The sequence below is a fragment of the Cellulomonas sp. PhB143 genome (genome assembly GCF_003752595.1).
Lineage (GTDB): Bacteria > Actinomycetota > Actinomycetes > Actinomycetales > Cellulomonadaceae > Paraoerskovia.
This window is the reverse complement of the sequence record NZ_RKIJ01000002.1, coordinates 37,406-61,965: the sequence shown is the minus strand read 5'-3', so window position 1 is coordinate 61,965 and position 24,560 is coordinate 37,406. Positions and strand designations below refer to the sequence as shown.

Here is a 24,560-nt window from a genome sequence, read left to right as displayed (position 1 = left end):
ATGAGCGACACCACGCTCGCCCCTGCGCTCCCGCCGCGCCCCTCCCTGTGGTCCCGGCTGCCCGTCGTCAGCCACCTGCGCCAGAGCGTCGGGCTGCAGCGGTTCATGCTCGTCGCCGGGCTCGTCATCACGGGGATCTTCCTCGTCGTGGCGGTCCTCGCACCCGTCCTCGCGCCCTACGGCTACTCGCAGCTGCGCACCGAGACCGCGGCGTTCGGGGCCCAGCAGGCGCCGTCGGGCGACCACTGGCTCGGCACGACCGTCGGGGGCTACGACGTCCTGTCCCGCGTGATCTGGGGCGCGCAGACCGCCGCTCTGGTGATCGTCGTGGCCATCGTCGCGTCGATCTTCCTCGGCATCCTCATCGGCCTCGTCTCCGGCTACTTCGGCGGCTGGATCGACCGGGTGCTCGTCGTGGTCTGCGACGCGATCTACGCGTTCCCGTCGCTGCTGCTCGCGATCCTCGCGGCGATCGTCATCTCCGGCGGGAAGTCGAGCCTGTGGGGCGGGATCCTCGCCGCGGCGCTGTCGATCACCGTCGTGTTCATCCCGCAGTACTTCCGGGTGATCCGCGCCGAGGTGGTGCGGATCAAGACCGAGGCGTACATCGACGCCGCCCGCGTGATCGGCTCGCCGCACCGGCGCATCATGGTGCGCCACGTGCTGCGCAACTCCACCCGCACGCTGCCGCTCATCGTCACGCTCAACGCCTCCGAGGCGATCCTCACGCTCGCCGGCCTCGGGTTCCTCGGGTTCGGCATCGAGCCGACCGCGGCGGCCGAGTGGGGCTACGACCTCAACAAGGCGATCGCGGACGTGTCCTCCGGCATCTGGTGGACGGCGCTCTTCCCGGGCCTCGCGATCGTGCTCGCGGTCCTCGGGATCACGCTCGTCGGCGAGTCGCTCAACGACCTCGCCGACCCGCGCCTGCGGTCCCGGCGCGCGAGCAAGCAGGTCGCCGGGGACGTCGCGAGCACGTCCGTGGCGGTCCAGGGCAACGTCGTCGTCGACGTGACCGACCCGGGCGCGCCCGTCGCGGACCCGGTGCGCGACGTCGACGAGAGGGAGGGACGAGCATGAGCAGCACGACCACCACGCCCGCCGGGGCCCCGCGCCCGGGCGCGGGGCCCGGGGCGGAGAGGCACGTCGTCGAGATCCGGGACCTCGCGGTCTCGTTCGCGACCGACGCCGGGTCCGTGCGGGCCGTCGACGGCGTGGACCTGACGGTCCGCCCGGGGGAGGTGCTCGCCGTCGTCGGCGAGTCCGGCTCCGGCAAGACGGTCACCGCCTCGACCATCCTCGGGCTGCTGCCCGAGAACGCGACGACGCGCGGCGCCGTCGTCCTGGCGAACAAGGCCGGCACGGACGAGCACGACGTCGTCGCCCTGAGCCCCAAGCAGCTGCGCGCGGTGCGCGGCACGGACGTCGCGATGGTGTTCCAGGAGCCGTCCGCCGTGCTGAACCCCGTGTTCACGGTGGGCTGGCAGATCACCGAGGGCCTGCGGGCGCACGGGAAGGTCTCGGCGAAGGAGGGCCGGGCGCGGGCGATCGAGATCCTCGAGCGCGTGGGCATCCCCGACGCCGCCGAGCGGGTCGACCAGTACCCGCACCAGTTCTCCGGCGGGCAGAAGCAGCGCATCGTCATCGCCATGGCGCTCGTGCTGGACCCCGGCCTGATCGTCGCGGACGAGCCGACCACGGCCCTCGACGTGACCGTGCAGGCCGAGATCCTCGACCTGCTGCGCCGCGTGCGGGACGAGTTCGGCACCGCGGTCGTGCTGATCACGCACAACATGGGCGTCGTGGCGGACCTCGCCGACACGGTGGCGGTGATGTACCAGGGCAAGGTCGTCGAGCAGGCCGGCGCGCGCGAGCTGTTCGCCGACCCGCAGGACGAGTACACCAAGCGCCTGCTCGGCTCGGTGCCGCGCATCGGCGAGGCCACCGCGCGCACCGCCGCGCGGGCTGCCGGGCGACCCGAGGGGTGGGCCGAGGCGACGCCGGTGGTCGCGGCCCGCGACCTCGAGATCACCTATCCCGGGCGGTTCCGCCGGCCGGGGTTCCCCGCGGTGCGCGGCGTCGACCTGACGATCCGGCCCGGCGAGGTGCTCGGGCTCGTGGGGGAGTCGGGCTCGGGCAAGTCGACGATCGGGCGCGCGATCGCGGGCCTGACGCCCGTGACGGGCGGCTCTCTGTCCGTGCTCGGCGTCGAGATGAACGGCGCCCGGCCCCGGGAGGTCCGGCCGGTCCGCTCGCGCATCGGCTTCGTGTTCCAGGACCCGTCGTCGACCTTCAACCCGCTCCTGACGATCGCGGACGGCGTCGCCGAGCCGCTGATCGTCCAGGGCCGGGCCCGCGACCTGCGCGCGGCCCGCGCGCGGGTCGACGAGCTGCTCGAGGCGGTCCAGCTGCCCCGGGCGTACGGCGACCGGTACCCGCACGAGCTCTCCGGCGGGCAGCGCCAGCGCGCCTCGCTCGCCCGGGGGCTCGCGCTGGAGCCCGAGCTGCTCATCGCCGACGAGCCGACGTCCGCGCTCGACGTGTCCGTGCAGGCCCGGGTCCTGGAGCTCTTCGCGGAGCTGCAGGCCGAGCTCGGCTTCGCCTGCCTGTTCATCTCGCACGACCTCGCCGTCGTCGACCTGCTGGCCGACCGGATCGCGGTGCTCTACCGCGGGCAGGTCGTCGAGGAGGGCACGGGCGAACACGTGCTCGGCGCGCCGCAGGACCCGTACACGCAGCGCCTCCTCGCGTCGCTGCCGGTGCCCGACCCGGTGCAGCAGGCCGAACGACGGGTCGAGCTGGCGCGGCTGCGCTCGCTCGACTGACGGCGCCCGGTCTGGGAGGTGCCGGGGCGCGGTGGGGTCAGAGCCCCATCGCGTCCCGCCACTCCGGCGGCAGCAGCGCGTACCCGACGAAGGAGACGACGTCGAGGATCGTGTGCGCCACGACCAGCGGGACCACGCGGCGTCGGCCCCAGCGGGACGTGTAGAACCAGGAGAACAGCAGGCCCATCGCCAGGTTGCCGAGCGCGGGGCCGAAGCCCTGGTACAGGTGGTAGGAGCCGCGCAGCACCGAGCTCGCGACGACGAACCGCCACCGGCCCCACCCCAGGTCGATGAGGCGCTCGCGCAGGTAGCCGACGACGATCACCTCCTCGAGCAGCGCGTTCTTCAGCGCCGCGAGGATCAGCACGGGGACCGTCCACCAGTAGGCGTCCAGGCCCGAGGCCTGCACCTCGACCGTGATCCCGACGGCGCGCCCGACGACGTAGAACGCGAGCCCCGGGATGCCGACCGCCGCGGCCAGGGCGACGCCCCAGCCGACGTCGCGCCAGGGGCGCGACCCGTCGACGCCCAGCGCGGCGCGGGCCGAGCGGCCGCGCGCCGAGAGCAGGTACAGGGCCAGCGCCACCGGCACCAGCGTGAACGCGATGCCCAGCAGCTGGTAGGTGAGGTCGAGGTACGGGCGGGGCGACTGCGTCGGGTTGAGCTGCGTGGACTGGTCGGCGAGCGCCGTCGTCTCCGCGAGCCGGGCGAGGATGTTCACCACCGCGTACACGGCGGACTGCCCGAGGCTCAGGCCGAGGACGATCCAGATCTCGGCCGCGACCCGGCGGCGGGACTCGGGGGGACGGGTCTCCGTGGGGCCGGACCCGGGTGGCCGGGTCTCGGGGGCGTCGTCGGGCACCTCCCGGTTATAGCACCCGTGCCCGGCGGCGCCTCCCGGCGTCCTCCCGCGTCGTCACCGCATCCTCACACGTTCGTCGTGGAACGCCCGCGTCCCCGGCAGGGGTCGTCCGGACGGCCCCCCTAGCGTGGCGGCGTGACCACGCTCCAGGGACCGCCCCGCACCACCGACCCGACCGGCGAGACGACGACCAGGACGGTATCGACGCAGGTCGGCGGCCCGACGGCCACCCCGCCGAGCGAGGAGCCTGCCGCCCCCGCACCCCCGCGGCTGACGGTCACCCAGGTCGCGGCCAGCGCGCTCGCCGCCGTCAGCTCGACCGTCGCGCTGTCGTACCTCGGCGTCGCCGGGACGATCGTCGGTGCCGCGGTCGCGAGCGTGATGACCGTCGTCGGCAACTACGTGTGGACGCACTCGCTCCTGCGCACGCGGCGCGGGGTCGCGGCGCTGCGGCCCGCGCTCCGTGCGGGGGCGCAGGCGGGCGAGGCCGGTTCTGGGGGCGGCGACACTGCGGACGGGGGCGCCGCGGACGGGGGCGCCGTCGACGGCCCGCGCGGCGTCGCCGCGACCGGCGTGCCGGTCCAGGGCACGCTGCCGCTGCCCGGGCTGGAGGACCTTCCGCACCGGTGCGCGTGCGGCGTCGTGCACCACGCGGGCCCGGGGCACGACGGCGACGCGAGCGACGCCGAGGCGGCGCAGGCCGCGCAGCCTGCGCCGACGCAGCCCGCGCAGCCCGCGCGTCGCCGTCGGTGGTCGACGCGGCGGCGGCTCGTCGTCGCCTCGGCCGCGCTGTTCGCGGTGCTGGTCGCGGGCGTGACCATGGTCGAGGTCGTCCTCGGCAAGCCGCTGACCGACGCGCTGCACGGGCAGGACGGCTCCGGCTCGAGCATCTCGCGCGTGGTGTCCGGTTCCGGGTCCTCGCGGGACGTCGTGCCCGACGACGGTGCGCGCGCCGGGCAGTCCGGCGACGGCGGGACGGAGGTCGGGGACGGGACGGCCGACGACGCGACGCGCGCGACGTCGCCCGACGACGGTGCCGATGACGACGGCGACGCCGGTGACGACGGTGCCGGCGCCCCGGCGGACGCGAAGGACGGTGCCGTCGACGACGACGGCGGCGCGGCCGCGGGGTCCGGGGCGGGAAGCGCCGGGACAGGTGGGGCGGCGTCCGGGGGATCGACGTCGGGCGGCTCGGGAGCAGCGGACGGGACCGACGCCGGAGGCTCGGGCGCCACGGACGCCGGGACCGGCGGATCGACCGCCGGGGACGGCACGGGCGGCTCGGGCACGGGCGGATCCGGGGCGGACACCGGCACGGACGGCACCGGGGCGGACACCGGGGCGGACACCGGCACCGGTGGGACGGCGGGCGGTTCGGACGGCTCGGCGACGGGTTCGGCCGGCACCGGGAGCAGCACGGGCTCGACCGGCAGCTCGGGGGCGTCGGTCGGGTCCGGCGCGGCCGGCAGCACGGGCACGACGTCGGGCGCGACGACCGCCCCCTGACCGTCGGTCCCTCGTACCCCTTGCGCATCCGGCGCCGTGGTGGTTGGCTGCAAAGTAGTTTGCAACGCAAACTCGAAGCAGACCCGCAGTGCGGACCCCCAGGGAGCCACGATGAGCACCGACCAGCCCGACGTCCCGCGCGATGTCCCGCCCCGCATCCAGCCCCAAGTCCCGCCCTACGCACCGGACGCCGAGCCGCCGCTCGATCCCGCCGAGGGCGCCCGCCTCATCCGTGAGCAGCGGGAGCGCACCGGCACGCAGATGCGCCCCGACGGCCGGATCCTCTACGGCGTCTGGGGCGTCGCCTGGCTGCTCGGCTTCGGCGCCCTGTGGACGACCACGGGCGCCGCCGGGGACTACCCGACGGCCTGGGCGTTCGTGGTCTACGGGGTCATGATCGTCGTGGCGATGGTCGTGACCATCGTGCACAGCGTGCGGCGCGCGTCCGGCGTCCGCGGCCCCAGCGCGCGCACCGGCGCGATGTACGGGTGGGCGTGGTTCCTCGGCTTCCTCGTGATGAACCTCGTCGTCGCCGGGGTGTCGGGCAGCGGCGTCGACGCCGACGTCGTCGCGCTCGTCGCCAACGGCGCGGTCTGCCTCGTCGTCGGGCTGATGTACCTGATGAGCGCCTTGCTCTGGGGCGACGGGCGGCTCTACGTCCTCGGCGTGTGGATCCTGCTCGTCGGCGGGGCGGCGTCGCTGGTCGGGATGCCCACGACGTACCTCGTGATGGCGCTCGCGGGCGGCGGAGGTTTCCTCGCGATGGCGGTCGTGACGCAGCTCGGCGCCGGCCGTCGTCGTCGCGCGGTCGCGGGTCGCCAGGACGGGTCGACCGTTGCCTGACGAGCCCCTCGACCCCGTCATCCACGCCGCGTCCCGGCTGCGCGTCGTCGCGACCCTCGCGGCGCTCGCTCCCCGCGACAGCCTCGCGTTCCCCCGGCTGCAGAAGCTGCTCGACATGACGGCCGGCAACCTGTCGACCCACGTGCGCCGCCTCGAGGAGGCGGGTTACGTCGTCGTCCACAAGACCCATGAGGGCCGCACGCCGGCCACATATCTCGAGCTCTCGCCGCGCGGCCGGCGAGCGTTCGAGCAGTATCAGGACCAGCTGGCCGCGCTGCTGAAGGGAGCGGGATCATGACGCGGTCGAGGGTCGATCACCTGCCCGGCGTGCCCGACGGCGTCCCGGTCGTCGCGGTCGAGCACGTCACCAAGCGCTTCGGCGACGTCACGGCGCTCGAGGACGTCTCGCTCACCGTGGGCGCGGGCGAGCTCGTCGGGCTCCTCGGCCCGAACGGTGCGGGCAAGTCCACGCTGCTCTCGCTGGTCAGCGGCCTGCGGCGGCCCGACGCCGGGACGGTGCGCCTGCTCGGGCGCGACCCGCGCGACGCGGCCGCGCGCGTTCCGCTCGGGATGACGCCGCAGGAGACCGGTCTGCCCCCCACACTGAAGGTGCGCGAGGTGGTCGACTTCGTCGGACGGCACTACCCCGACCGCGTGGCCACCGGTGACCTGCTCGAGCAGTTCGGCATCGGAGACCTCGCCGGGCGCCAGACCGGGTCGCTGTCCGGCGGGCAGAAGCGGCGCCTCGCGGTGGCGCTCTCGCTCGTGGGCCGCCCGCGCGTCGTCCTGCTCGACGAGCCGACCACCGGCCTCGACGTGGGTGCCCGCCAGGCGCTGTGGGCAGCGATCCGGGAGTACCACGCGGGCGGCGGCACGGTGCTGCTCACGAGCCACTACCTCGAGGAGGTGCAGGAGCTCGCGCAGCGGGTGGTCGTCGTCGACCAGGGCCGGGTGCGCGCGGACGACTCGCTCGAGGAGATCCTCGCGCAGGTCTCGCTGCGGCGGGTCGTGGTGCACGGCGACGGCCCGCTCGACGAGCTGCCGGGCGTCGTCCGGGCCGAGCGGGCCGGCGGGCCGGCGGGGGACGTGCGGTTCGAGCTCTACACGCCCGACGCCGACGCGCTGGTCCGCGAGCTCGTCACCTCCGGCGCGCGCTTTCGCGGGCTGGAGATCCGGGGCGCCTCCCTCGAGGAGGCGTTCGAGCAGATGGTCGGGCCCGCCGAGGAACCGGCGGCGCGAGCGGGAGGAGGAGCACGATGAGCACGATCGGCGCTGCGGCGAGCAGCAGGGACGGGGCGGGCGGCGTCGTCGGTCCGGCACGCCTGACGTGGCTGCACCTGAAGTACCAGTTCCTCGAGTCGGTCCGGGTGCCGATCGCGGTGCTCGGCAACCTGATCTTCCCGGCGCTCGCGATGTTCTTCTTCGTGGTGCCGCAGGAGGAGGTGGCGAGCGACCCGGTCGCGTCCACGATCGCGGTCGCGAGCCTGAGCCTGTTCGCGATCTGCTCCGCGAGCCTCTTCACCTACGGGCTCGGTGTCGCGGAGGACCGTCAGCAGCCGTTCGACCCGTTCCTGCGCTCGCTGCCCGCGGGCCCCGCGCCCCGCATGATCGGCCGGATCGTCAACGGGGCGATCTTCTCGTTGTTCGGCGTCGTGCCCGTCGTGCTGATCGGGTGGCTGTTCACCGCGGCGGCCCCGTCGCCGGTCCAGCTGCTCGCGGGGGTCGGCACGCTGCTGCTCGTCGCGGTGCCGTTCACGCTGCTCGGCATCGGCGTCGGGTACTCGCTGTCCGCGAAGGCGGCGCTGCCCGTGGTGCAGGTGATCCTGTTCCCGCTCGCGTTCGCCGGCGGGCTGTTCCTGCCGCCGCAGCTGTTCCCGTCCTGGCTCGACGGCATCTCGATGGCGACGCCGACGCGCGCCGGGCGCGACCTCGTGGTCCAGGCGGTGACCGGCGAGGCCGCGTACTCCGGCGCGTGGCTCGTGCTCCTCGGGTGGACGGTGGCCTTCGCCGCGCTGGCCGGGTGGGCGTACCGGCGCGACGAGGGCCGCCGGTTCCGCTGACGCGGACCTCGTGCCGGCTGCCGAGCACGGGGTTCGCGCCGGCCGAGCATGGGGTTCCCGCCGGATCTCGATGGCTGACCCGGCGGCAACCCCGTGCTCGGCGTGGGAGGGGGCCGTCAGCCGGCGCGGCGCAGGCGCAGCGAGTTGCCGACGACGATCACCGAGCTCGCGGCCATCGCCGCGCCCGCGATCATCGGGTTGAGCAGGCCCGCCGCCGCGAGCGGGATCGCCGCCACGTTGTAGGCGAACGCCCAGAACAGGTTCTGCTTGATGATCCGCAGCGTCCGGCGCGAGAGGCGGATCGCCGTGGCGGCCGAGCGCAGGTCGCCGCGCACGAGCGTGATGTCGCTCGCCTCGATCGCGACGTCCGTGCCGGTGCCCATCGCGAGGCCGAGGTCCGCGCCCGCCAGCGCCGCGGCGTCGTTCACGCCGTCGCCCACCATGGCCACGACGCGTCCCTCGGACCGCAGGCGGCCGACGACGTCGACCTTGTCCTGGGGCAGGACGCGGGCGATCACGTCGGCGTCGTCGATCCCGACGGCGCGGGCGGCGGTGCGTGCGGCGCCCTCGCCGTCGCCGGTGAGCAGCATCGGCCGCAGCCCCAGAGCGACGAGCTCGGCGACGGCCTCGGCGGAGGTGTCCTTGACCCGGTCGCGCAGCACGAGCGCCGCGCGGGCCGCGCCGTCCCAGGCGACGACGACGGCGGTGGCGCCGGACTCCTCGGCCCGCGCCACGGCGTCGGACACCTCGGCGGGGACCGTCAGGCCCTGCTCCTCGATCCAGGTGAGGCGGCCGACGACGACGCGGCGCGCGTTGAGCGACGCGCCGAGCTGGACGGTCCCGGAGGCGGGGGACAGGCCCGAGTGGGCGCGGCGCACGACGGCCTCGACGCCGCCGCCGGGGACGCTGCGGAAGCCGAACGCCTGCAGCGAGCCGACCACGACGCCGTCGGCCCCCGTGGAGGGACCTGAGTCCGCCGAGACGTCGAATTCGGCCCCTGAAACGGGCGAAACAGGGGCGGAATTCGACTTCTCGGCGGAGGGGGGAGCGGCGGAAGGGGGAGCGGCGGAGGGGGGAGCGGCGGAGCTGGCGGCGGCGTCGGCGACCGCCTGCGCGATCGGGTGCTCGCTCAGCGCCTCCACCGCTCCGGCGTGCGCGAGGGCGTCGTCGGCATCCGTGCCCGGCGCCGGCACGACCGTCTCGAGCGTCATGCGCCCCTGGGTGACGGTGCCGGTCTTGTCGAGCACGACCGTGTCGACGCGGCGCGTGGACTCGAGCACCTCGGGGCCCTTGATCAGGACGCCGAGCTGGGCGCCGCGGCCCGTGCCGACGAGCAGGGCGGTCGGGGTAGCGAGGCCGAGCGCGCACGGGCAGGCGATGATCAGCACCGCGACGGCGGCGGTGAACGCGAACGACACGGCGGCGCCGGCGAGCAGCCAGCCGACGAGCGTGAGCACCGCGACGCCGAGCACGACCGGCACGAACACGGCGGAGATCCGGTCGGCGAGCCGCTGGACGGGCGCCTTGCCGGTCTGCGCCTGCGTGACCAGCCGCCCGATCTGCGCGAGCGTTGTCTCCTCGCCCACGCGGGTGGCCCGCACGACCAGGTGCCCGGAGGTGTTGACGGTCGCGCCCGTCACGTCGTCGCCGGGGCCGACGTCCACGGGCACGGGCTCGCCGGTCAGGAGCGAGGTGTCGACGGCGCTCGAGCCCTCGACGACGATGCCGTCGGTCGCGACCGTGGACCCGGGGCGGACGACGAAGAGGTCGCCCTCGCGCAGCTCGGCGGCCGGGACCCGCTCGGTGCGGCGCTCGCCCTGCGGTCCGTCGTCGACGACCCGCTCGGCCTCCGTGGCACCAAGCTCCAGGAGCGAGCGCAGCGCATCGCCCGCGCGCCGCCGCGAGCGGTGCTCGGCCCAGCGGCCGCCGAGCAGGAACACGGTCACGACGACGGCGACCTCGAAGTACAGCTCCGGCGGCCCCTCGTGGGTCCGCGACGGCAGCAGCGACAGCTCCATCTGCATGCCGATCTCGCCCGCGCCGCCGAGCAGCAGCGCCCACAGCGACCAGAGCGTCGCCGCGACGACGCCGATCGAGACGAGCGTGTCCATGGTCGACGAGCCGTGCCGCGCGGCCCGGAACGCCGCGCGGTGAAAGGGCAGCGCCCCCCACACGACGACGGGCAGCGCGAGCGCGGCGACGACCCACTGCCAGCCCGGGAGCTGCAGGGCCGGGACCATCGAGAGCAGCACCACGGGGACGGCGAGGACCGCGGAGACTTCGAACCGTCGGCGCAGGTCGGTGCCGCGGTCCGGCGTGGGCGCGGACGTGTCCTCGCCGTCGGCCATCTCGTGGCCCTCGGGCATCGAGTGGCCGGAGAGCGCGTGCTCGGACGGCGAGTGCCCCGAGTGCGCCGAGTGTCCCGCTTGCCCGCCGCCGTCGGCCGTCCGCCGCCGCGTCACGCGCGCCGTGTACCCGGCGCGCTCGACCGCGGCCAGCAGCTCGGCGTCGGCGACGTCCCGGGTGAGGACGACGTGCGCCGACTCCAGCGGCAGGTTCACCGTCGCCTCGACGCCGGGGACCTGCGCGAGCCGCTTCTCGACGTGCGCGACGCAGGAGGCGCACGTCATGCCGCTGACGGCGAGGTCGACCTCGCCGACGGCCGTACGGTCCGTGGTCATGGTGTCCTCCTCGATCGGTGGGGGACGACGGCGCCCGTCGCCCCGGGTGCTCGACGTCAGCTGCGGACGAGGCGGCCGATGGCGTCGGCCGCCTCCTTGACCTTCGCGGCGCCCTCGGCCTCCGACGACCGGGCGGCGTCGACGACGCAGTGCCCGAGGTGGTCCTCGACGAGCCCGATGCTCACGGCCTGCAGCGCCTTGGTGACGGCGGCGACCTGGGTGAGGACGTCGATGCAGTACACGTCCTCGTCGATCATCCGGGCGATGCCGCGCACCTGGCCCTCGATGCGGCGCATGCGCTTGAGGTAGGCGTCCTTGTCCGGCGTGTAGCCGTGCGGCGGTGCGGGCGTGGCGGTGTGCTCGGTCATCTGCGCTCCTCGGTCAATACCCCCTAGGGGTAAGGAGAGCATACCACCCGGGGGTATAGGCGACCGAGACGTCGCCGACCCGCGGTCGTGGAGCGTGCCCCGCCGGTGATCGGCGGGAGGGGAACCGGCGGCCCGGTCAGGCCCGACGGCGGTGAGCGGCCTCGTCGTGGGCGGCCTGCGCCGCGGGAGCCTGCGCCGCCGCCTCCGTCGCGAGCGTCTCGGTCGTCTCCTCGACGGACGTCACGGTGAAGCCGGCGCCGGCGAGCGCGGCCCGCAGCGCCGCGCCGTCGGGCGGCCGGCACGACATCGCGGCGACCTGGGCGCGACCTGCACCGAGAAGCTCCACGACCACGTCGGGCGCGTCGTCGAGCGCCTCGAGCGCGGCGCGCAGCCGTGCGACCTCCGCGTCGCTGCCGACCCCCTCGAGGGCGATCCGGGTCACCGTCGTCTCGTTCGGCTTCGTCGCCATCCTGGGCCTCCTCGGTGCGCCGACCGGCTCGTCGACGGCCTGTTCCCACGGTAGCGCCGGGGAGCGGGCTCGTGCAGGAGCCGCGCGGCGCTGTGGTCCGTGCCGCCCCCGCGCGGCACAATGCAGGTGCTGCTCGTCCCCGCCGGGACGAGGATCCGGAACCCGAGGAGAACCATGAGCTCGCCCTTCCCGCCCGCCGCGACCCCTGAGGCGTTCGCCGAGCTCGCCCGCAAGGTCTGGTACTGGCCCGTGATCCGTGGCGTGCTCACGGTCCTGTTCGGGATCATCGCCGTGGTGCTGCCGTTCGACACGACCAAGACCCTCGTGCAGGTCTTCGGGGTCTTCGTGCTGGTCGACGGCGTCGTCAGCCTCGTCGACGGCCTGCGCCGCCGCGGGTCGGCCGCGGGCTCGCTCAACTCCGGGCTCGGCGTCGTGACGATCGTCTTCGGCATCGTGCTGATCCTGCTCCCGAAGCTCGCGATCGGCGTCGTGCTCCTGCTGATCGCGATCTGGGCGCTCGTGATCGGCGTCCTGCAGGTCGTGGTGGCGCTGAACATGCGCCGCGGCGGCGGCAGGTCCTGGGTCTGGAGCCTGATCGGCGGGCTCCTGCTCGTCGCGCTGTCGATCACCTGCTTCGTCGCCCCGACCGAGACCGTGAGCGTCCTCGCCCGCATCGTCGGCATCTTCGCGATCGTCATCGGCATCGCGTTCATCGTGCTGGGCCTGCGGATGCGCACGCTCGGCGCGCCGGTGCAGGCCACCACGGGCCCCGCGGTCGGCGGCCCGCGCCAGGGCGAGGTCGTCGAGGGCGAGATCGTCGATGAGTAGAGGCGGTCCGGCTCAGCCCTGGTCCCCGGCCTCCGTGCCACCGCCCGGCCGCGGCGCCGCCACGACCGGCATCGGCCCGACGTAGCGCCCGGCCTCCACGGCGTCCGGTGCGCGCCGGCCCTCGGGCCACGGCGTCGCCAGCGCCTCCGAGACGAGCTCCGCGATCTTCGCCCCCTCGAACGGCCAGTCGGGCGCCGGCGCCTGGGTGCCCTCGTGCAGGAGCTCCTCGACGGCCAGCACGTCGAGCCCCGACGCCTCGTCGCGGGTGCGCCCGACGGCGTGGTACGCGGCGCCCGGCATCAGCGCGACCTCCCCGGAGCCGCCCTCGAGGACGGGGGAGACGTCGCGCGCCGTGCGGTTGAGGAAGACGACCACGGCGCTGACGCCGTCGACCCCCGCGGCGACCCGCACGTCCCGGGTCGTGGGCATCGCCCGGGTCGACATGAACAGCGTGGGCGGCAGCCCGTCCTGGGGCCGCAGGCCACGGTAGGAGATGCCGGCGTACGGCGGCAGGGCGAGGACGGCGTCGGCGATGTCGGAGCTCATGCCGTCAGTCTCCCAGCCGGCGACGGTCTCTCAGCCCTGGAACGGCCCGACGGGCAGCGGGCCGAGATAGCGCTCGCGCCCGATCGGCGACGGGAGCCCGGGTCGCAGCAGCGCCTCGGAGATCATCGCCTCGATCGCCGCGTTCTCCGCGGGCCACCCCGGCTCGGGCCCCGGCTCGCGCAGCAACTCGACGGCGATCAGGACGTCGTAGGTCGCGCCGTAGGGGCGGAACGACCCGGCCGCGCCGAACACCGCGCCGGGCAGCACCGCGACCTCGGTGCTCGTCGGGTCCGGCGAGATCGCCGAGACGTCGCGGGCCGTCTGGTTCATGAACGCCACCACGTACCGCACGCCCCGCTGGCCGGCGACCACGCGGACGTCCGACGTCGTCGGCACCGCCTGGGTGACGACGAAGCCCTCCGGGGGCAGCGGGTCGCGCGCCGTCAGCGCCCGGTAGGACGGGCGCCGGTACGGCGGGCGCGAGAGCACCATCCGCGCGGCGTCCTGCGCCTCGCGGACGGTGCTCTGCGCGTCCGGGTCGAGCTCGTAGCCCGAGTGGCGTCCGGGCATCATCGCCGCGTGGCCCAACGCACGAGCGGGCGAAATTCTCGGTTCACCGGGACAGAATGGCACGACCGGGGTATACCCGGCCAGGGTCGGTCAGGATCCGGCGCGCGCCGCCGCCCGCGCGCCCGCGGGCAGGGCCTGCAGGATCCGGTCGACGGCGGCGTCGTCGTGCGCCGCGCTGACGAACCAGGCCTCGAAGACCGACGGCGGGAGGTTGACGCCGGCGTCGAGCATCGCGTGGAAGAGCGCGGTGTAGCGGAAGGTCTCCTGCGCCTTGGCCTGCGCGTAGTCCCGCACGCCGTCGGCCGCGGCGAGGGGGCCGAAGAACGCGGAGAACAGGGACCCCGCGCGCTGGATGCGGTGCGGGACGCCCTCCGCGTCGAGCGCCTCGCCCAGCGCGGTGGAGATCGTCGAGGCGACCTCGTCCACCCGGGCGTACACGGCGTCGTCGGCCAGCCGGAGCGTCGCGAGCCCCGCGGCGACGGCGACCGGGTTCCCCGAGAGGGTGCCGGCCTGGTAGACGGGCCCGAGCGGCGCGAGCTGGTCCATGAGCGACGCGGGGCCGCCGATCGCGGCGACCGGCATGCCGCCGCCGACGACCTTGCCGAAGGTGAACAGGTCCGGGGTGTAGCCCGCGCCGCCGGCCGCGAGGATCTCGGCGTTCTCGAGCCCCCACCAGCCCGACGGCCCGACGCGGAACCCGGTGAGCACCTCGTCCATGATCATCAGCGCGCCGTGCTCGGCGGTGATGCGTCGCAGGCCCTCGTTGAAGCCGGGCAGCGGCGGCACGATCCCCATGTTCGCCGGGCTCGCCTCGGTGATCACGGCGGCGATGTCGGAGCCGCGCTCGGCGAACACCTCCTCGAGGGCCTCGAGGTCGTTGTACGGCAGCACGAGCGTCTCCGCGGCGCTCGCCTCGGTGACCCCGGCCGAGCCCGGCATCGCGAGCGTCGCGAGGCCGGATCCCGCGTCGGCCAGCAGGGAGTCGACGTGCCCGTGGTAGCAGCCGGCGAACTTGACGATGAGGTGGCGACCGGTGGCCCCGCGCGCGAGCCGGACCGCCGTCATCGTCGCCTCGGTGCCCGTCGAGACGAGCCGCACCCGCTCCGCGGCAGGCACGCGCCGCCGGATCTCCTCGCCGAGCTCGACCTCGCCGAGCGTCGGGGCGCCGAACGACAGCCCGCGGGCGGCGGCCTCCTGCACGGCGGCGACCACCTCGGGGTGCGCGTGCCCCAGCAGCGCCGGGCCCCAGGAGCACACCAGGTCGGCGTACTCGCGGCCCTCGACGTCCGTCACCCAGGCACCGCGGGCGCTGGTGAGGAACCGCGGGTCGCCGCCCACGGACCCGTAGGCCCGCACGGGCGAGCTCACGCCGCCGGGCAGGACGCCCTGCGCGCGAACGAACGCGGCGTGGTTGTCGGGGTGGGTCAGGGCGGTCGCCTCGGCGGCGAGCATGGCCCCCGCACCGGTCGTGTCGGTCACTTGGTCCCCTTCTCGTCGAGCCAGCCCGCGATCTCCAGGGCCCAGTAGGTCAGGACGACGTCGGCGCCGGCGCGGCGGATGCCCAGCACCGACTCCAGGACGGCCGCCCGGCGGTCGATCCAGCCGTTCGCGGCGGCGGCCTCGATCATCGCGTACTCCCCGGAGACCTGATACGCCGCGACCGGCACGTCGGAGCGCTCGGCGACGCCGGCCAGGACGTCCAGGTAGGAGCCGGCGGGCTTGACCATGACCATGTCGGCGCCCTCGTCGAGGTCGAGGTCCGCCTCTCGCATGCCCTCGCGGTAGTTGCTGGCGTCCATCTGGTACGTGCGGCGGTCGCCCTGCAGCGCCGAGTCGACGGCCTCGCGGAACGGCCCGTAGTAGGCGCTCGCGTACTTCGCGGAGTAGGCGAGGATCGTCACGTCGGCGAACCCGGCGGCGTCGAGCGCCTCGCGGATCACGGCCACCTGGCCGTCCATCATGCCCGACGGCGCCACGACGTCCGCCCCTGCCATCGCCTGGGCGACGGCGAGGGCCGCGTACCGGGTCAGGGTCGCGTCGTTGTCGACGCGGCCGCGGTCGTCGAGGACGCCGCAGTGCCCGTGGTCGGTGAACTCGTCCAGGCACGTGTCGGCCATGACGACGACGCCCGCGCCGCCCGCGGCGACGGACTCGTCGCTGACCTGCCGGGCGATGCGCACGCCGCGGTTGAGGACGCCCTCGGGGTCGTCGCCGGCGGTGCCGGTCGCGTCGCGGCGGGCCGGGACGCCGAACAGCATCACGCCGCCGAGGCCCGCGGCGCACGCCGCGCGCACGGCCTCGGCGAGCGTCGCCTCGGTGTGCTGGACCTGGCCGGGCATGGAGGAGATCGGGACGGGCTCGGTGATCCCCTCGCGCACGAACAGCGGCAGGACGAGGTCGGCCGGGTGCAGGCGGGTCTCGGCGACCAGCCGGCGCATCGCGGGGGTGGTGCGCAGGCGGCGCGGGCGCGGGGTGGTCACCGGGAGTCCTCCTCGGTCGGGTGCGGGTGCGGGTGCGGGTGCGGGTCGTGCGGCGGACGCGGCCGGCGGCGCGGCGGCAGCCTCGGGCGGGGTCTCGCGTCCGGGCATCTGCGCCACCACATGCTCGACGGCGGCGAGCAGCCCCGGGTCGTCGGCGGAGCCGGCGACGGCGTCGACGCGCAGGCCGCTCTCGACCGCCGCGCGCTGCGTCGGTCGGCCGATCGCGACGCCGGCGACGGTGCCGTGCGGCCCGAGCTGCCGGGCGACCTCGCGGGCCACCGAGCCGGACGTGAGCACGACGACGTCGACCCCGCCGTCCAGCCACGCGGACTGCACCTCCGCGTCCAGCGGGTGGGCCACGGTCCGGTAGACGGTCACGACGTGCGGGTCGTACCCGGCGGCGCGCAGGCCGTCGGCCAGGGTCGGCGTCGCGAGGTTGCCCAGGGGCAGGAGCACGCGCTCGCCCGCCGTCTCGGGGGCGGGCAGCTCGGCGAGCAGGCCGCGCGCCGAGCTCTCCGCCGGCACGAGGGCGACGGGGATCCCGCGACCCTCGAGCTCGCGCGCGGTGGCCGGCCCGACGGCGACCCACCGCGTGGCGACGCCGGCCAGGTCGACGTCCTGGCGCCGGGCGGCGGCAGCGAGCTCGTCGACGGCGTTGACGCTGGTGACGGCGACGAGGGCGTGCTCGCCGCGCGCGAGCGCCCGGACGGCGTCGTCGACCGGCGTGACGTCCTCGACGCGGGCGCGCGAGATGGCGGGGCTGACGAGCACGCGGGCGCCGCGGGCCTCGAGCAGGGTGCGCAGCACCTCGGCGCGGTCGCGCGAGCGGGGCACCAGCACGGTGATGCCCGCGAGGGTCTGGGGGGCCACGTCGTCGGCGGGGTCGGGCCGGCCCGGCTCGGGGAGGGTGGGGACGTCGACCATGCCGACGACGTGCGTCTCGCGCACCTCCCGCGAGCGGTCGATGGCCTCGGCGAGGCGACGCGTGTCGCGCGGGTCGCGCAGCCGCCCGCCGCTCACGCCCGGGCCCCGCTCTCGCGGAGCGGCGCCAGCCCGGCGGCGCCCGCGGCGAGGAGCTCGTCCGCGACGCGCACGCCCAGCGCGTCGGCGGCCGCGAGGCGGTCCGGGCCTGCGTCCGGTCTGTCCAGCCCGGCGAGCGCGGTCGCTGCCTGCGCCCGCCGGCTGTCGGTCCCGTCGACGCGCGCGACGACCGCGCGCAGCGTCATGCGCCCGCCGGAGATCTCGGCGAAGGCCCCGACGGGGGCGGAGCAGCCGGCCTCGAGGCGGCGCAGCAGCGCGCGCTCCGCGGTGACCGCCAGGTGCGTGGTCGCGTCGTCGAGCGCGCCCAGCGCGGCGGCGAACCCGGCGTCGTCCAGCGCGTCGTCGCGCACCTCGACGGCGAGCGCACCCTGCCCCGGGGCGGGCAGGACGACGTCGGGCGCGAGGAGGTCGGTGATCGCGTCCTCGCGCCCGATCCGGCCGAGGCCGGAGGCGGCGAGGACGACGGCGTCGAGGTCGGCCTCGGGCCCCAGCGCCCGCGCGAGGCGCGTGTCGACGTTGCCGCGGATGTCGACGATCTCGAGGTCGGGGCGCGCGAGGCGCAGCTGCGCGGCACGCCGGGGCGACCCGGTGCCGACGCGGGCGCCGGCAGGGAGCGTGGCGAGCGTCAGGCCGTCGCGGGCGCACAGGGCGTCGCTCGGGTCGGCGCGGCGGGGGGTGACGATGCGCAGGCCCGGCGCCGGCGTCGTCGGCAGGTCCTTGAGCGAGTGGACGGCGACGTCGCAGCGGCCGTCGAGGAGCGCCTGGCGGATCGCGGTGACGAACACCCCGGTGCCGCCCATCTGGCTCAGCGGGCCGGTCAGCACGTCACCGTCCGTGCGGACGCGGACGAGCTCGACCGCGCGGCCGGTGAGCTCCGCCAGGCGGTCGCCCACGTGCCCGGACTGGGTGGTCGCGAGCGTGCTGCCTCTGGTACCGACACGGATCGTCACCCGGACAGTCTCCGCCCCGGCGCGCCCGTTGTCGAAATTCTGTCGCGACGGCACAGAACGTCAGAACGATTCCCCGGGCGCTCCCAGGAACATCCCCGGCCCGTGCCAGGTTGCGCCGTTACCGTCCGCTGCACACGCGCGGGCAGGCGGGCTCGGGGAGCTCAGGGAGGCGGGTCGACGATGGGCAGCAGGAAGGTCGTCTGGACACCGGAGGAGGCGGAGCTCCGGGCACGGGTGCGGGGCGCCGCGGTCGACCTCGCCGCGTACCTGCACGGGTACGGCGCGCGGGTCGCCGTGCGGCGGGTGGTGCCCGCGCGGGCGACGCTCTCCGTGCGCCCGCCGGGCCCCGAGGCCCAGCCCGTGACCGTGCAGGTCTGGGTCGACGGCGGCGCCGCCAGCTACACGTGGGCGGACCCCGCGACCGGGACCGGCCACGACACGACGGACCCCGCCGAGGTGCGGGACCGGCTCGGGGTGCGGGTGCGGCGCCCGTGGCGTGACGCCGGGACGGTGGCGCTGCTGGTGCTCGGGGCGGCGGCGCTCGCCGGAGCCGTCGCGCTCGTGGCGCCCGGGCTGCGGCACGAGGAGTACCTGCACCCGCTGCGCACGGCCGCGGTCGCGCTGGTGCTCGCGGGCGCGGGGTGCCTCGCCGTGGCGCTGCTCCGGGTGCGCCGGCGGGTGCGGGACCAGCGGGAGTTCGCGGTCCGCATCGGCGGGGCCCGGGCCCGCGAGCAGGCGCTGGCCGCGTAGGGCGCCCGGCTCCGGGATGCGGCGGTGCCGGTGCCGGTGCCGCGGTCGGTGCTGCTGCCGGTGCCGCTGCCGGTGCCGCGAGTTCGATGCTCCCGCGCGAGTTCGACCTCGCGGGCATCGACCTCGCGCCGCAGCATCGAACTCGCGGCGATGAAGGTGGGTCGGACGCGGCGGTGAAGGTGGGTCGGACGCGGCAGCCGCGGCCTGGGCGGTTCAGACCGCGGCGGCCGCGGCCCGCGCGTGCCCGACGACGGCGGCCAGCCCGGTCCCGGCGACCCAGCTCCCGGTGAGCGCGAGCCCGGCGACGGCCTCCGCGCGCGCGGCGTGCTCGGCGACCGCGGCCCGGTAGGCGGGCGTCGGGGGAGGCAGCGTGCCCGCCCAGCGGACGGCGTCGCTCGCCTCGACGGCGGCCTCGGCGAGCGGCACGCCGAGCAGGACCGACGCGTCGCGCGCGGCCTGCGCCACGGTCGGCTCCGGCGTGCGCTCGCCGAGCCGGCCGTAGGACAGGCGGACGACGTGGCGGCCGGGGCCGAAGACCCCCGCGACCCGCGCCGCGAGCCACGGCCACTTGGCGGTCGCGTGGGTGAGGGCCTTCGCCCCCGCGGGCCTCCCGGGATCGGAGCCGCCCGGGGCCACGAGCACGCCGGTGCCGCGGGGTGCGGCGTCGAGCGCCGGGGCGTGCAGCAGCAGTGTGACGAGGCGCACGTCCGACCCCGCGGGCCGCCGGGGCGCCGGGCCGAGCAGCCCGTCCGTCACGCCCGCCGTCGCGACGACGAGCCGGTCGGCGAGCACGGGTGCGCCGTCGGCGAGGCGGACGACCCAGCCGCTCCGCTCGCCCGATCCGCCGTCGCCCACCGAGATCCCGGACGCGATACCGGACGAGATACCGACGACGCGCGCGCCCGTGCGGACCTCCGCCGGCGGAAGGGGGGTGCCGCCCGCCACCGTGCCGCCCGCGGACTCCGTGCCGCCCGACACCGTGCCGCCCACCACCGTGCCGCCCGACAGGACGGCGAGCAGCTCGTCGACGAGCCGGTGCACGCCGCCGTCGACGCCGCGCACCGCCGACCCGGCCGGCGCGAGCGCGCGCAGCGACGCGACCGCGCCCCCGAGGGAGCCCTCGCGCGCCAGGGCCGCCCGCAGCCCGGGCGCCACCGCATCGACGTCGAGGGCACCGAGCGGCGCCGAGTGCACGCCCGTCGCGACCGGCGCCACGAGCCGCTCGGTGACCCGCCGTCCGTACCGCGAGCGGACGAGAGCGCCGAGGTCGCTCGCGTCGACGCGCCCGGCGGGCAGCAGGCGGTCGGCCGACGCGCGCAGCACCCCGGGCCAGCCGATCGCGCGCCGCACGTCCGCCGCCCACGGCCGCGCGGGGATGCCGAGCACGCCCGCCGCGGGGATCGGGAACGCGCGGCCGCCCGCCTGGATCCACGCGCTCCGCCCGGACGGCGCGACGACGTCGAGCCCCAGCTCGGCGGCGAGGTCCGCGACCCCCGTCCCGCGGCTGGCGAACGACTCGGCGCCGACGTCCACGGCGAGCCGGGCGCCGTCGTCGCGCACGAGCGCGCCCCCGCGGACGGGGCCTCCGCAGCGGTCGGCGGCCTCCAGCACGAGGACGCGCAGGCCGCGCCCCCGCAAGGCGTGCGCCGCGGTCAGGCCGCCGACGCCTCCGCCGACGACGACCGCGTCCCAGCGCCCGGGCGTCACAGGCCGTGCACGAGCTCGACCACGCGCGTGAGCACCTCGGGGTCCGTCTCGGGCGGGACGCCGTGGCCGAGGTTCACCACGTGCGCGGGCGCGACGGCACCGCGGGCGACGACGTCGCGCACGTGCGCCTCGAGCACCGGCCACGGCGCCGCGAGGAACGCGGGGTCGATGTTGCCCTGGAGCGGCACGTTCCCGCCGAGCAGCGCCTCCGCCTCGTCGAGCGGGGTGCGGTGGTCCACGCCGACGACGTCCGCGCCGACCGCGTGCATCGAGCGCAGCAGGTGCTCGGTCCCGGTGCCGAAGTGGATGACCTGCACGCCCAGGTCGTGCACGTGGGTCAGTGCGCGGGCGCTCGCCGGGGCGGCGTGCGCCTCGTAGTCGGCGCGCGAGAGCGAGCCGGCCCACGAGTCGAAGAGCTGGGCGGCGCTCGCGCCGGCGCGCACCTGGGCGCGCAGGAACGCGCCCGTCACGTCCGCGGCCCAGGTGACGAGGCGGTCCCACGTCTGCGGGTCGGCGTGCATGAGGGTGCGGGCCGCGAGGTGGTCGCGCGAGGGGCGGCCCTCGACGAGGTAGGCCGCGAGCGTGAACGGCGCGCCCGCGAACCCGACGAGCGGCGTGCCGCCCAGCTCGGCGACGGTCAGGCCCACCGCCTCGGTGATCGGGGCGAGCGCCTCCTCGGTGAGCTCGTGCTCGACGAGGCGCGCGACGTCGTCGGCCGTCCGCCACGCCTGGCCCATGACCGGCCCGACGCCGGGGGCGATGTCCACCTCGACGCCCGCGAGGCGCAGGGGGACGACGATGTCGGAGTAGAACACCGCGGCGTCGACCCCGTGCCGGCGCACCGGCTGCATCGTGATCTCGGCGGCGAGCTCCGGGCGCAGGCACGAGTCGAGCATCGCGACGCCCTCGCGCGCGGCGCGGAACTCCGGCAGGGACCGCCCCGCCTGGCGCATGAACCACACGGGCGTGCGCTCGGGGCGGTCGCCGCGGACGGCGCGGACGAGGGGCGCCTGGGACGTGAGACCGGTCACCAACGGGTGCGCAGAGGGCAGATTCACGTCTTCGAGTCTCCCAGGCCCCGGCCGGAATGGTTGAATCGGAGGCACTGTGGTGCTGATGTCGATGACGGCCAGCCACCACGATCTCGACCTCGATGCGCTGGAGGTCCTCTCGGCCGGCGCGCACTCGGTGGCCCGGTCGGCGGTGGTCACGTGCCAGGCGATCACCGGTTCCGTCGCGCTGGCGACGTGCAACCGGTTCGAGCTGTACCTGGACGTCGACGAGCGCAACGGCCGCCTCACCGACCTCGCCGCCGACCACGCCGCGCAGGAGATCGCCGGCCTCGTCGCCGCGGAGTCGGGCGTGAGCCTCGCGGAGGCGCTGTCCGCCTTCACCGTCCGGACCGGGGCCGACGCCGTCGGGCACCTCTTCGACGTCGCCGCCGGTCTCGACTCGATGGTCCTGGGCGAGCGGGAGATCGCGGGCCAGGTGCGCCGGGCGCTGGCGACCGCGCACGACGACGGGACCACCAGCGCCCCGCTCGAGCGGGCCTTCCAGCACGCGTCGCGCACGTCGAAGGGCGTCGCCGCGCGGACCCAGCTCGGCGCCGACGGGCGCTCGGTCGTGTCCGTCGCGCTCGACCTCGCCGAGCCGAGCGTGCCGCCGTGGCGCGCCGCCCGCGCGGTGATCGTCGGCACCGGCGCCTACGCGGGGGCGAGCGTCGCCGCCCTGCGCGCCCGCGGCTGCACCGACGTGCGCGTGTGGTCCTCCTCGGGCCGCGCCGAGGCGTTCGCGGCGTCGCACGACGTGCTCGTCGCCCACGACCTCGTCGACGCGCTGAGCGACGCCGACGTCGTCGTCTCCTGCTCCGGCACGTCCCCCCGCGGGGACGGGGCGGCCTACCTCGTGCACGCGGCCGCCGTCGTCCAGGCCCGGGCGCGGGCCGCGTCGTCCGCCGGGGACGTCCCCGGGGCCCGCGGCCTCGTGCTGCTCGACCTCGCGCTGCACCGGGACGTCGACCCGGCGGTCGCCGACGAGGACGACGTCCTGCTGCTGGACCTCGCGGCGGTGCGCGCCAACGTCCCCTCGGAGACCAGCGAGCGCGTGCGCTCCGCCCGTGCCATGACGGCCGGGGCCGCGACCGCGTTCGTCGAGGGCGAGCGCCTGCGGGGGGCCGACGGCGCGATCGTGCGCATCCGCGAGCGCATCGAGGACGAGCTCGAGGCGGAGATCGCCCGCAGCCGCCGCACGTTCAGCACGGACGCCGACCGCGCCGCGCACGAGCGCTCGCTGCGCCGCTTCGCGGGCGCCCTGATGCACCGGGCGATCTCCCGGGTGCGGGCCTCGGTGCTCGCGGGGGCCGACCCGGCGACGGTCGACGTCGACGTGGTGCTGGAGCAGCTCGCCCGCTGACCCGCCCCGCGGCTCGAGCACGGCCTTTCTCGACGGGAGGGGCTGCGGAGGGCAGCGCAGCGGTCAGGCCGCCGGCGTCCCCGTGCCCAGGACCTTCCCGTCCGCGTCGAGCGCCTCGACCGCCACGTACGCCGCGCCGTCGGGCACCGGCGCGAGGGCGGTCTCGAACCCCGCGCGCGGCACCGTCGCGACCGGCTGGGCCGACGACTCGTCGTCGCCCGCGACCAGGCGCCAGCTCGCCACCTCCGTCGCGCCGTTCCAGCTCGCGTACGCGGTGCCCGCCTCGACGACGACGGCGGGCGGGTTGGTCGGCGTCGCGTGCCAGTCGAACCGGTAGGTCCGGTACGTCTCGCCGCCGAGGAGCGGGAACTCGCGCACCAGCGTCCCGTCGGCGGTGTACTCGCTGCTCCACTGCGCGTCGCCCCAGCCGACCACGACGTTCCCGTCGTCGAGCACCTGGAGGTTGCCCTGGCTCCCGGCGCGGCGCTTCGGGTCGCTCGGCAGCCACTCCTGGTCGACCGACGCCGTCATGGTGTCCATGTCGAGCGCGAGGCGCAGCCCGCGAGAGTGGTCGCCGACGCCCGGGTCGCCCTCGTTGTCGAACACGGTGACCGTGCCGTCGTCGTGCATCTCGACGTCGTGCTGCCAGGCGAACTGAGCGCCCGTGCCCGGCTCGTCACCGTCCCCGGAGCCCTGCATCGTGAAGTCGGAGTCCTTGCCGCCGAGCGTCCACCGGACGTCGCCGGACTCGCGGTCCACGGCGTAGGCCGCGTGGTACTGCCGGCTCGAGATCAGCAGGTCGCCGTCCGGGGTCAGCCGCGCGGAGTTGACGTGGAAGAAGTCGAACGGCGCGTCCTTGGTGCCCGACGGGTCGCCGCCCTCCTTCGCGGGCTCGACGCTCGCGTAGGTGTCCGCGAGGTCGACGTGGTCGAGCGCGGACCACTCGTGCAGCACCGTGCCCGTGGCGATGTCGACCTCCTGGACGACGCCGTCGAACACGTACCCGTCCTTGTCGCCGCCGACGGCGGTCAGGTCCGTCTGCACGACCGGGTAGGACGTGAGCAGCATCGTGCCGTCCGGGGTGATGGTCGAGTCGTGCAGGTCGGCCGTGTGCGGGGCGAGGTCGCCGCCGGTCGTGACCTTCGCGACCTCTCGGTAGGAGGTGTCGAGCACGTGGATGTCGCCGGCGCCGTGGCCGACCCACTTCTCGGACTCGCCCGTGAAGTAGGTGAGCACCGGCTTGCCCTGGTACTCCTGCACGCGCAGGTCGTACGTCGGCGTCTCGCCCGGGTCGATCCATACCGGCTCGCCGGTCGCGTCGACCATGAGACCGCCGAGGTGCGGCTCGGCCTTCTTCTTCGGGGCCAGGACGTACAGGCCCTCGTCCGCGTCGTCGGCGTCGGCCGCGGCCGGGCCGTGCGTCATCGGCAGCGGCGGGGCCTGCATGTCGACCGTGCGATAGGTGCGCGGGCCGGGCGTCGCGGCCGCGGCCGTGCTCGGCGACCCCGTCGGCGAGGGGTCGGGATCGGACGTGCAGGCGGCCAGCGGCAGGGCGAGCGCGCCGGCGGCGGCGAGCGCCAGCGCGCGCGAGGGGCGCGAGGAGCGGGTGCGGCGGGAGGTGCGGGCGGGCTGGCGCAGGTCCGGAGGCATGCCCCCGAGCCT

22 protein-coding genes and 1 pseudogene are annotated in these 24,560 nt (G+C 76.0%); 10 read left to right on the top strand and 13 right to left on the bottom strand.

Features of this window, described 5'->3' with window-relative positions:
• Complete coding sequence (locus EDF32_RS00735; protein ID WP_233565594.1) at positions 1–1,080, top strand: ABC transporter permease; 1,080 nt, start codon at positions 1–3, stop codon at positions 1,078–1,080.
• Positions 1,077–2,825, top strand: a complete 1,749-nt coding sequence (locus EDF32_RS00730) for an ABC transporter ATP-binding protein (protein ID WP_123306633.1) — start codon at positions 1,077–1,079, stop codon at positions 2,823–2,825. Before EDF32_RS00735 ends, EDF32_RS00730 begins: the two co-directional genes overlap by 4 nt.
• A 37-nt stretch (positions 2,826–2,862) precedes the next feature.
• Here EDF32_RS00730 and EDF32_RS00725 read toward each other — a convergent pair whose 3' ends face one another.
• Positions 2,863–3,687 (bottom strand): CPBP family intramembrane glutamic endopeptidase, encoded by an 825-nt coding sequence (locus EDF32_RS00725; protein ID WP_123306632.1) that lies wholly within the window; start codon positions 3,685–3,687, stop codon positions 2,863–2,865.
• A gap of 135 nt (positions 3,688–3,822) precedes the next feature.
• On the opposite strand from EDF32_RS00725, the gene EDF32_RS00720 reads away from it, so the two are divergent.
• From EDF32_RS00720 to EDF32_RS00700, 5 genes are all read left to right on the top strand, one after another.
• On the top strand, positions 3,823–5,193 hold the full coding sequence (locus EDF32_RS00720) for a hypothetical protein (RefSeq protein WP_123306631.1): 1,371 nt from the start codon (positions 3,823–3,825) through the stop codon (positions 5,191–5,193).
• A gap of 111 nt (positions 5,194–5,304) precedes the next feature.
• Positions 5,305–6,036 carry a hypothetical protein gene (locus EDF32_RS00715; protein ID WP_123306630.1) on the top strand — a complete coding sequence of 244 codons (732 nt, stop codon included), beginning with the start codon at positions 5,305–5,307 and terminating at the stop codon, positions 6,034–6,036.
• Positions 6,029–6,334 (top strand): transcriptional regulator, encoded by a 306-nt coding sequence (locus EDF32_RS00710; RefSeq protein ID WP_123306629.1) that lies wholly within the window; start codon positions 6,029–6,031, stop codon positions 6,332–6,334. Before EDF32_RS00715 ends, EDF32_RS00710 begins: the two co-directional genes overlap by 8 nt.
• A complete protein-coding gene (locus tag EDF32_RS00705) occupies positions 6,331–7,296 on the top strand; it encodes an ABC transporter ATP-binding protein (RefSeq protein ID WP_123306628.1) in 966 nt (321 codons plus the stop codon). The genes EDF32_RS00710 and EDF32_RS00705 overlap by 4 nt, the downstream gene beginning before the upstream one ends.
• Positions 7,293–8,096 (top strand): ABC transporter permease, encoded by an 804-nt coding sequence (locus tag EDF32_RS00700; protein ID WP_123306627.1) that lies wholly within the window; start codon positions 7,293–7,295, stop codon positions 8,094–8,096. The genes EDF32_RS00705 and EDF32_RS00700 overlap by 4 nt, the downstream gene beginning before the upstream one ends.
• 116 nt (positions 8,097–8,212) lie before the next feature.
• Here EDF32_RS00700 and EDF32_RS00695 read toward each other — a convergent pair whose 3' ends face one another.
• From EDF32_RS00695 to EDF32_RS00685, 3 genes are all read right to left on the bottom strand, one after another.
• Positions 8,213–10,777, bottom strand: coding sequence for a cation-translocating P-type ATPase (locus EDF32_RS00695; RefSeq protein WP_123306626.1), 2,565 nt, complete (start codon positions 10,775–10,777; stop codon positions 8,213–8,215).
• Between the two features lie 56 nt (positions 10,778–10,833).
• Positions 10,834–11,145, bottom strand: a complete 312-nt coding sequence (locus EDF32_RS00690) for a metal-sensitive transcriptional regulator (RefSeq protein WP_123306625.1) — start codon at positions 11,143–11,145, stop codon at positions 10,834–10,836.
• A 136-nt stretch (positions 11,146–11,281) separates the two neighbouring features.
• On the bottom strand, positions 11,282–11,614 hold the full coding sequence (locus tag EDF32_RS00685; protein ID WP_123306624.1) for a hypothetical protein: 333 nt from the start codon (positions 11,612–11,614) through the stop codon (positions 11,282–11,284).
• Between the two features lie 174 nt (positions 11,615–11,788).
• Between EDF32_RS00685 and EDF32_RS00680 the strand changes: the two genes are divergently transcribed.
• Complete coding sequence (locus EDF32_RS00680; RefSeq protein WP_158614032.1) at positions 11,789–12,442, top strand: HdeD family acid-resistance protein; 654 nt, start codon at positions 11,789–11,791, stop codon at positions 12,440–12,442.
• Between the two features lie 12 nt (positions 12,443–12,454).
• On the opposite strand, the gene EDF32_RS00675 is transcribed toward EDF32_RS00680, so the two are convergent.
• From EDF32_RS00675 to hemC, 6 genes and pseudogenes are all read right to left on the bottom strand, one after another.
• Positions 12,455–12,988 carry a hypothetical protein gene (locus EDF32_RS00675; protein WP_123306622.1) on the bottom strand — a complete coding sequence of 178 codons (534 nt, stop codon included), beginning with the start codon at positions 12,986–12,988 and terminating at the stop codon, positions 12,455–12,457.
• A 30-nt stretch (positions 12,989–13,018) separates the two neighbouring features.
• Positions 13,019–13,558: a hypothetical protein gene (locus EDF32_RS00670; protein WP_148061541.1), complete on the bottom strand. Its 540-nt coding sequence runs from the start codon at positions 13,556–13,558 to the stop codon at positions 13,019–13,021.
• Between the two features lie 90 nt (positions 13,559–13,648).
• The gene (gene hemL / locus EDF32_RS00665; protein WP_123306654.1) at positions 13,649–15,010 is read right to left on the bottom strand and encodes a glutamate-1-semialdehyde 2,1-aminomutase; all 1,362 of its coding nucleotides are present in this window, start codon (positions 15,008–15,010) and stop codon (positions 13,649–13,651) included.
• A 23-nt stretch (positions 15,011–15,033) separates the two neighbouring features.
• Entirely contained in the window at positions 15,034–16,038 is a 1,005-nt protein-coding gene (gene hemB, locus EDF32_RS14770; RefSeq protein ID WP_255414230.1) for a porphobilinogen synthase, read from the bottom strand.
• A gap of 147 nt (positions 16,039–16,185) precedes the next feature.
• Positions 16,186–16,962, bottom strand: a pseudogene (locus EDF32_RS14765) (uroporphyrinogen-III synthase); the annotation flags it as partial.
• 92 nt (positions 16,963–17,054) lie between these two features.
• Entirely contained in the window at positions 17,055–18,029 is a 975-nt protein-coding gene (gene hemC / locus EDF32_RS00655; RefSeq protein WP_123306619.1) for a hydroxymethylbilane synthase, read from the bottom strand.
• 180 nt (positions 18,030–18,209) lie between these two features.
• Between hemC and EDF32_RS00650 the strand changes: the two genes are divergently transcribed.
• A complete protein-coding gene (locus EDF32_RS00650) occupies positions 18,210–18,779 on the top strand; it encodes a hypothetical protein (protein WP_123306618.1) in 570 nt (189 codons plus the stop codon).
• A 213-nt stretch (positions 18,780–18,992) separates the two neighbouring features.
• On the opposite strand, the gene EDF32_RS00645 is transcribed toward EDF32_RS00650, so the two are convergent.
• On the bottom strand, positions 18,993–20,486 hold the full coding sequence (locus EDF32_RS00645) for an NAD(P)/FAD-dependent oxidoreductase (RefSeq protein ID WP_123306617.1): 1,494 nt from the start codon (positions 20,484–20,486) through the stop codon (positions 18,993–18,995).
• Positions 20,483–21,544, bottom strand: a complete 1,062-nt coding sequence (hemE, locus tag EDF32_RS00640) for a uroporphyrinogen decarboxylase (protein WP_123306616.1) — start codon at positions 21,542–21,544, stop codon at positions 20,483–20,485. Before hemE ends, EDF32_RS00645 begins: the two co-directional genes overlap by 4 nt.
• A 58-nt stretch (positions 21,545–21,602) precedes the next feature.
• On the opposite strand from hemE, the gene EDF32_RS00635 reads away from it, so the two are divergent.
• Positions 21,603–22,898, top strand: coding sequence for a glutamyl-tRNA reductase (locus EDF32_RS00635; protein ID WP_148061540.1), 1,296 nt, complete (start codon positions 21,603–21,605; stop codon positions 22,896–22,898).
• A gap of 63 nt (positions 22,899–22,961) precedes the next feature.
• Here the strand turns inward: EDF32_RS00635 and EDF32_RS00630 are convergent, their stop codons facing one another.
• Entirely contained in the window at positions 22,962–24,548 is a 1,587-nt protein-coding gene (locus EDF32_RS00630) for an arylsulfotransferase family protein (protein WP_123306614.1), read from the bottom strand.
• Positions 24,549–24,560: the final 12 nt, after the last annotated feature.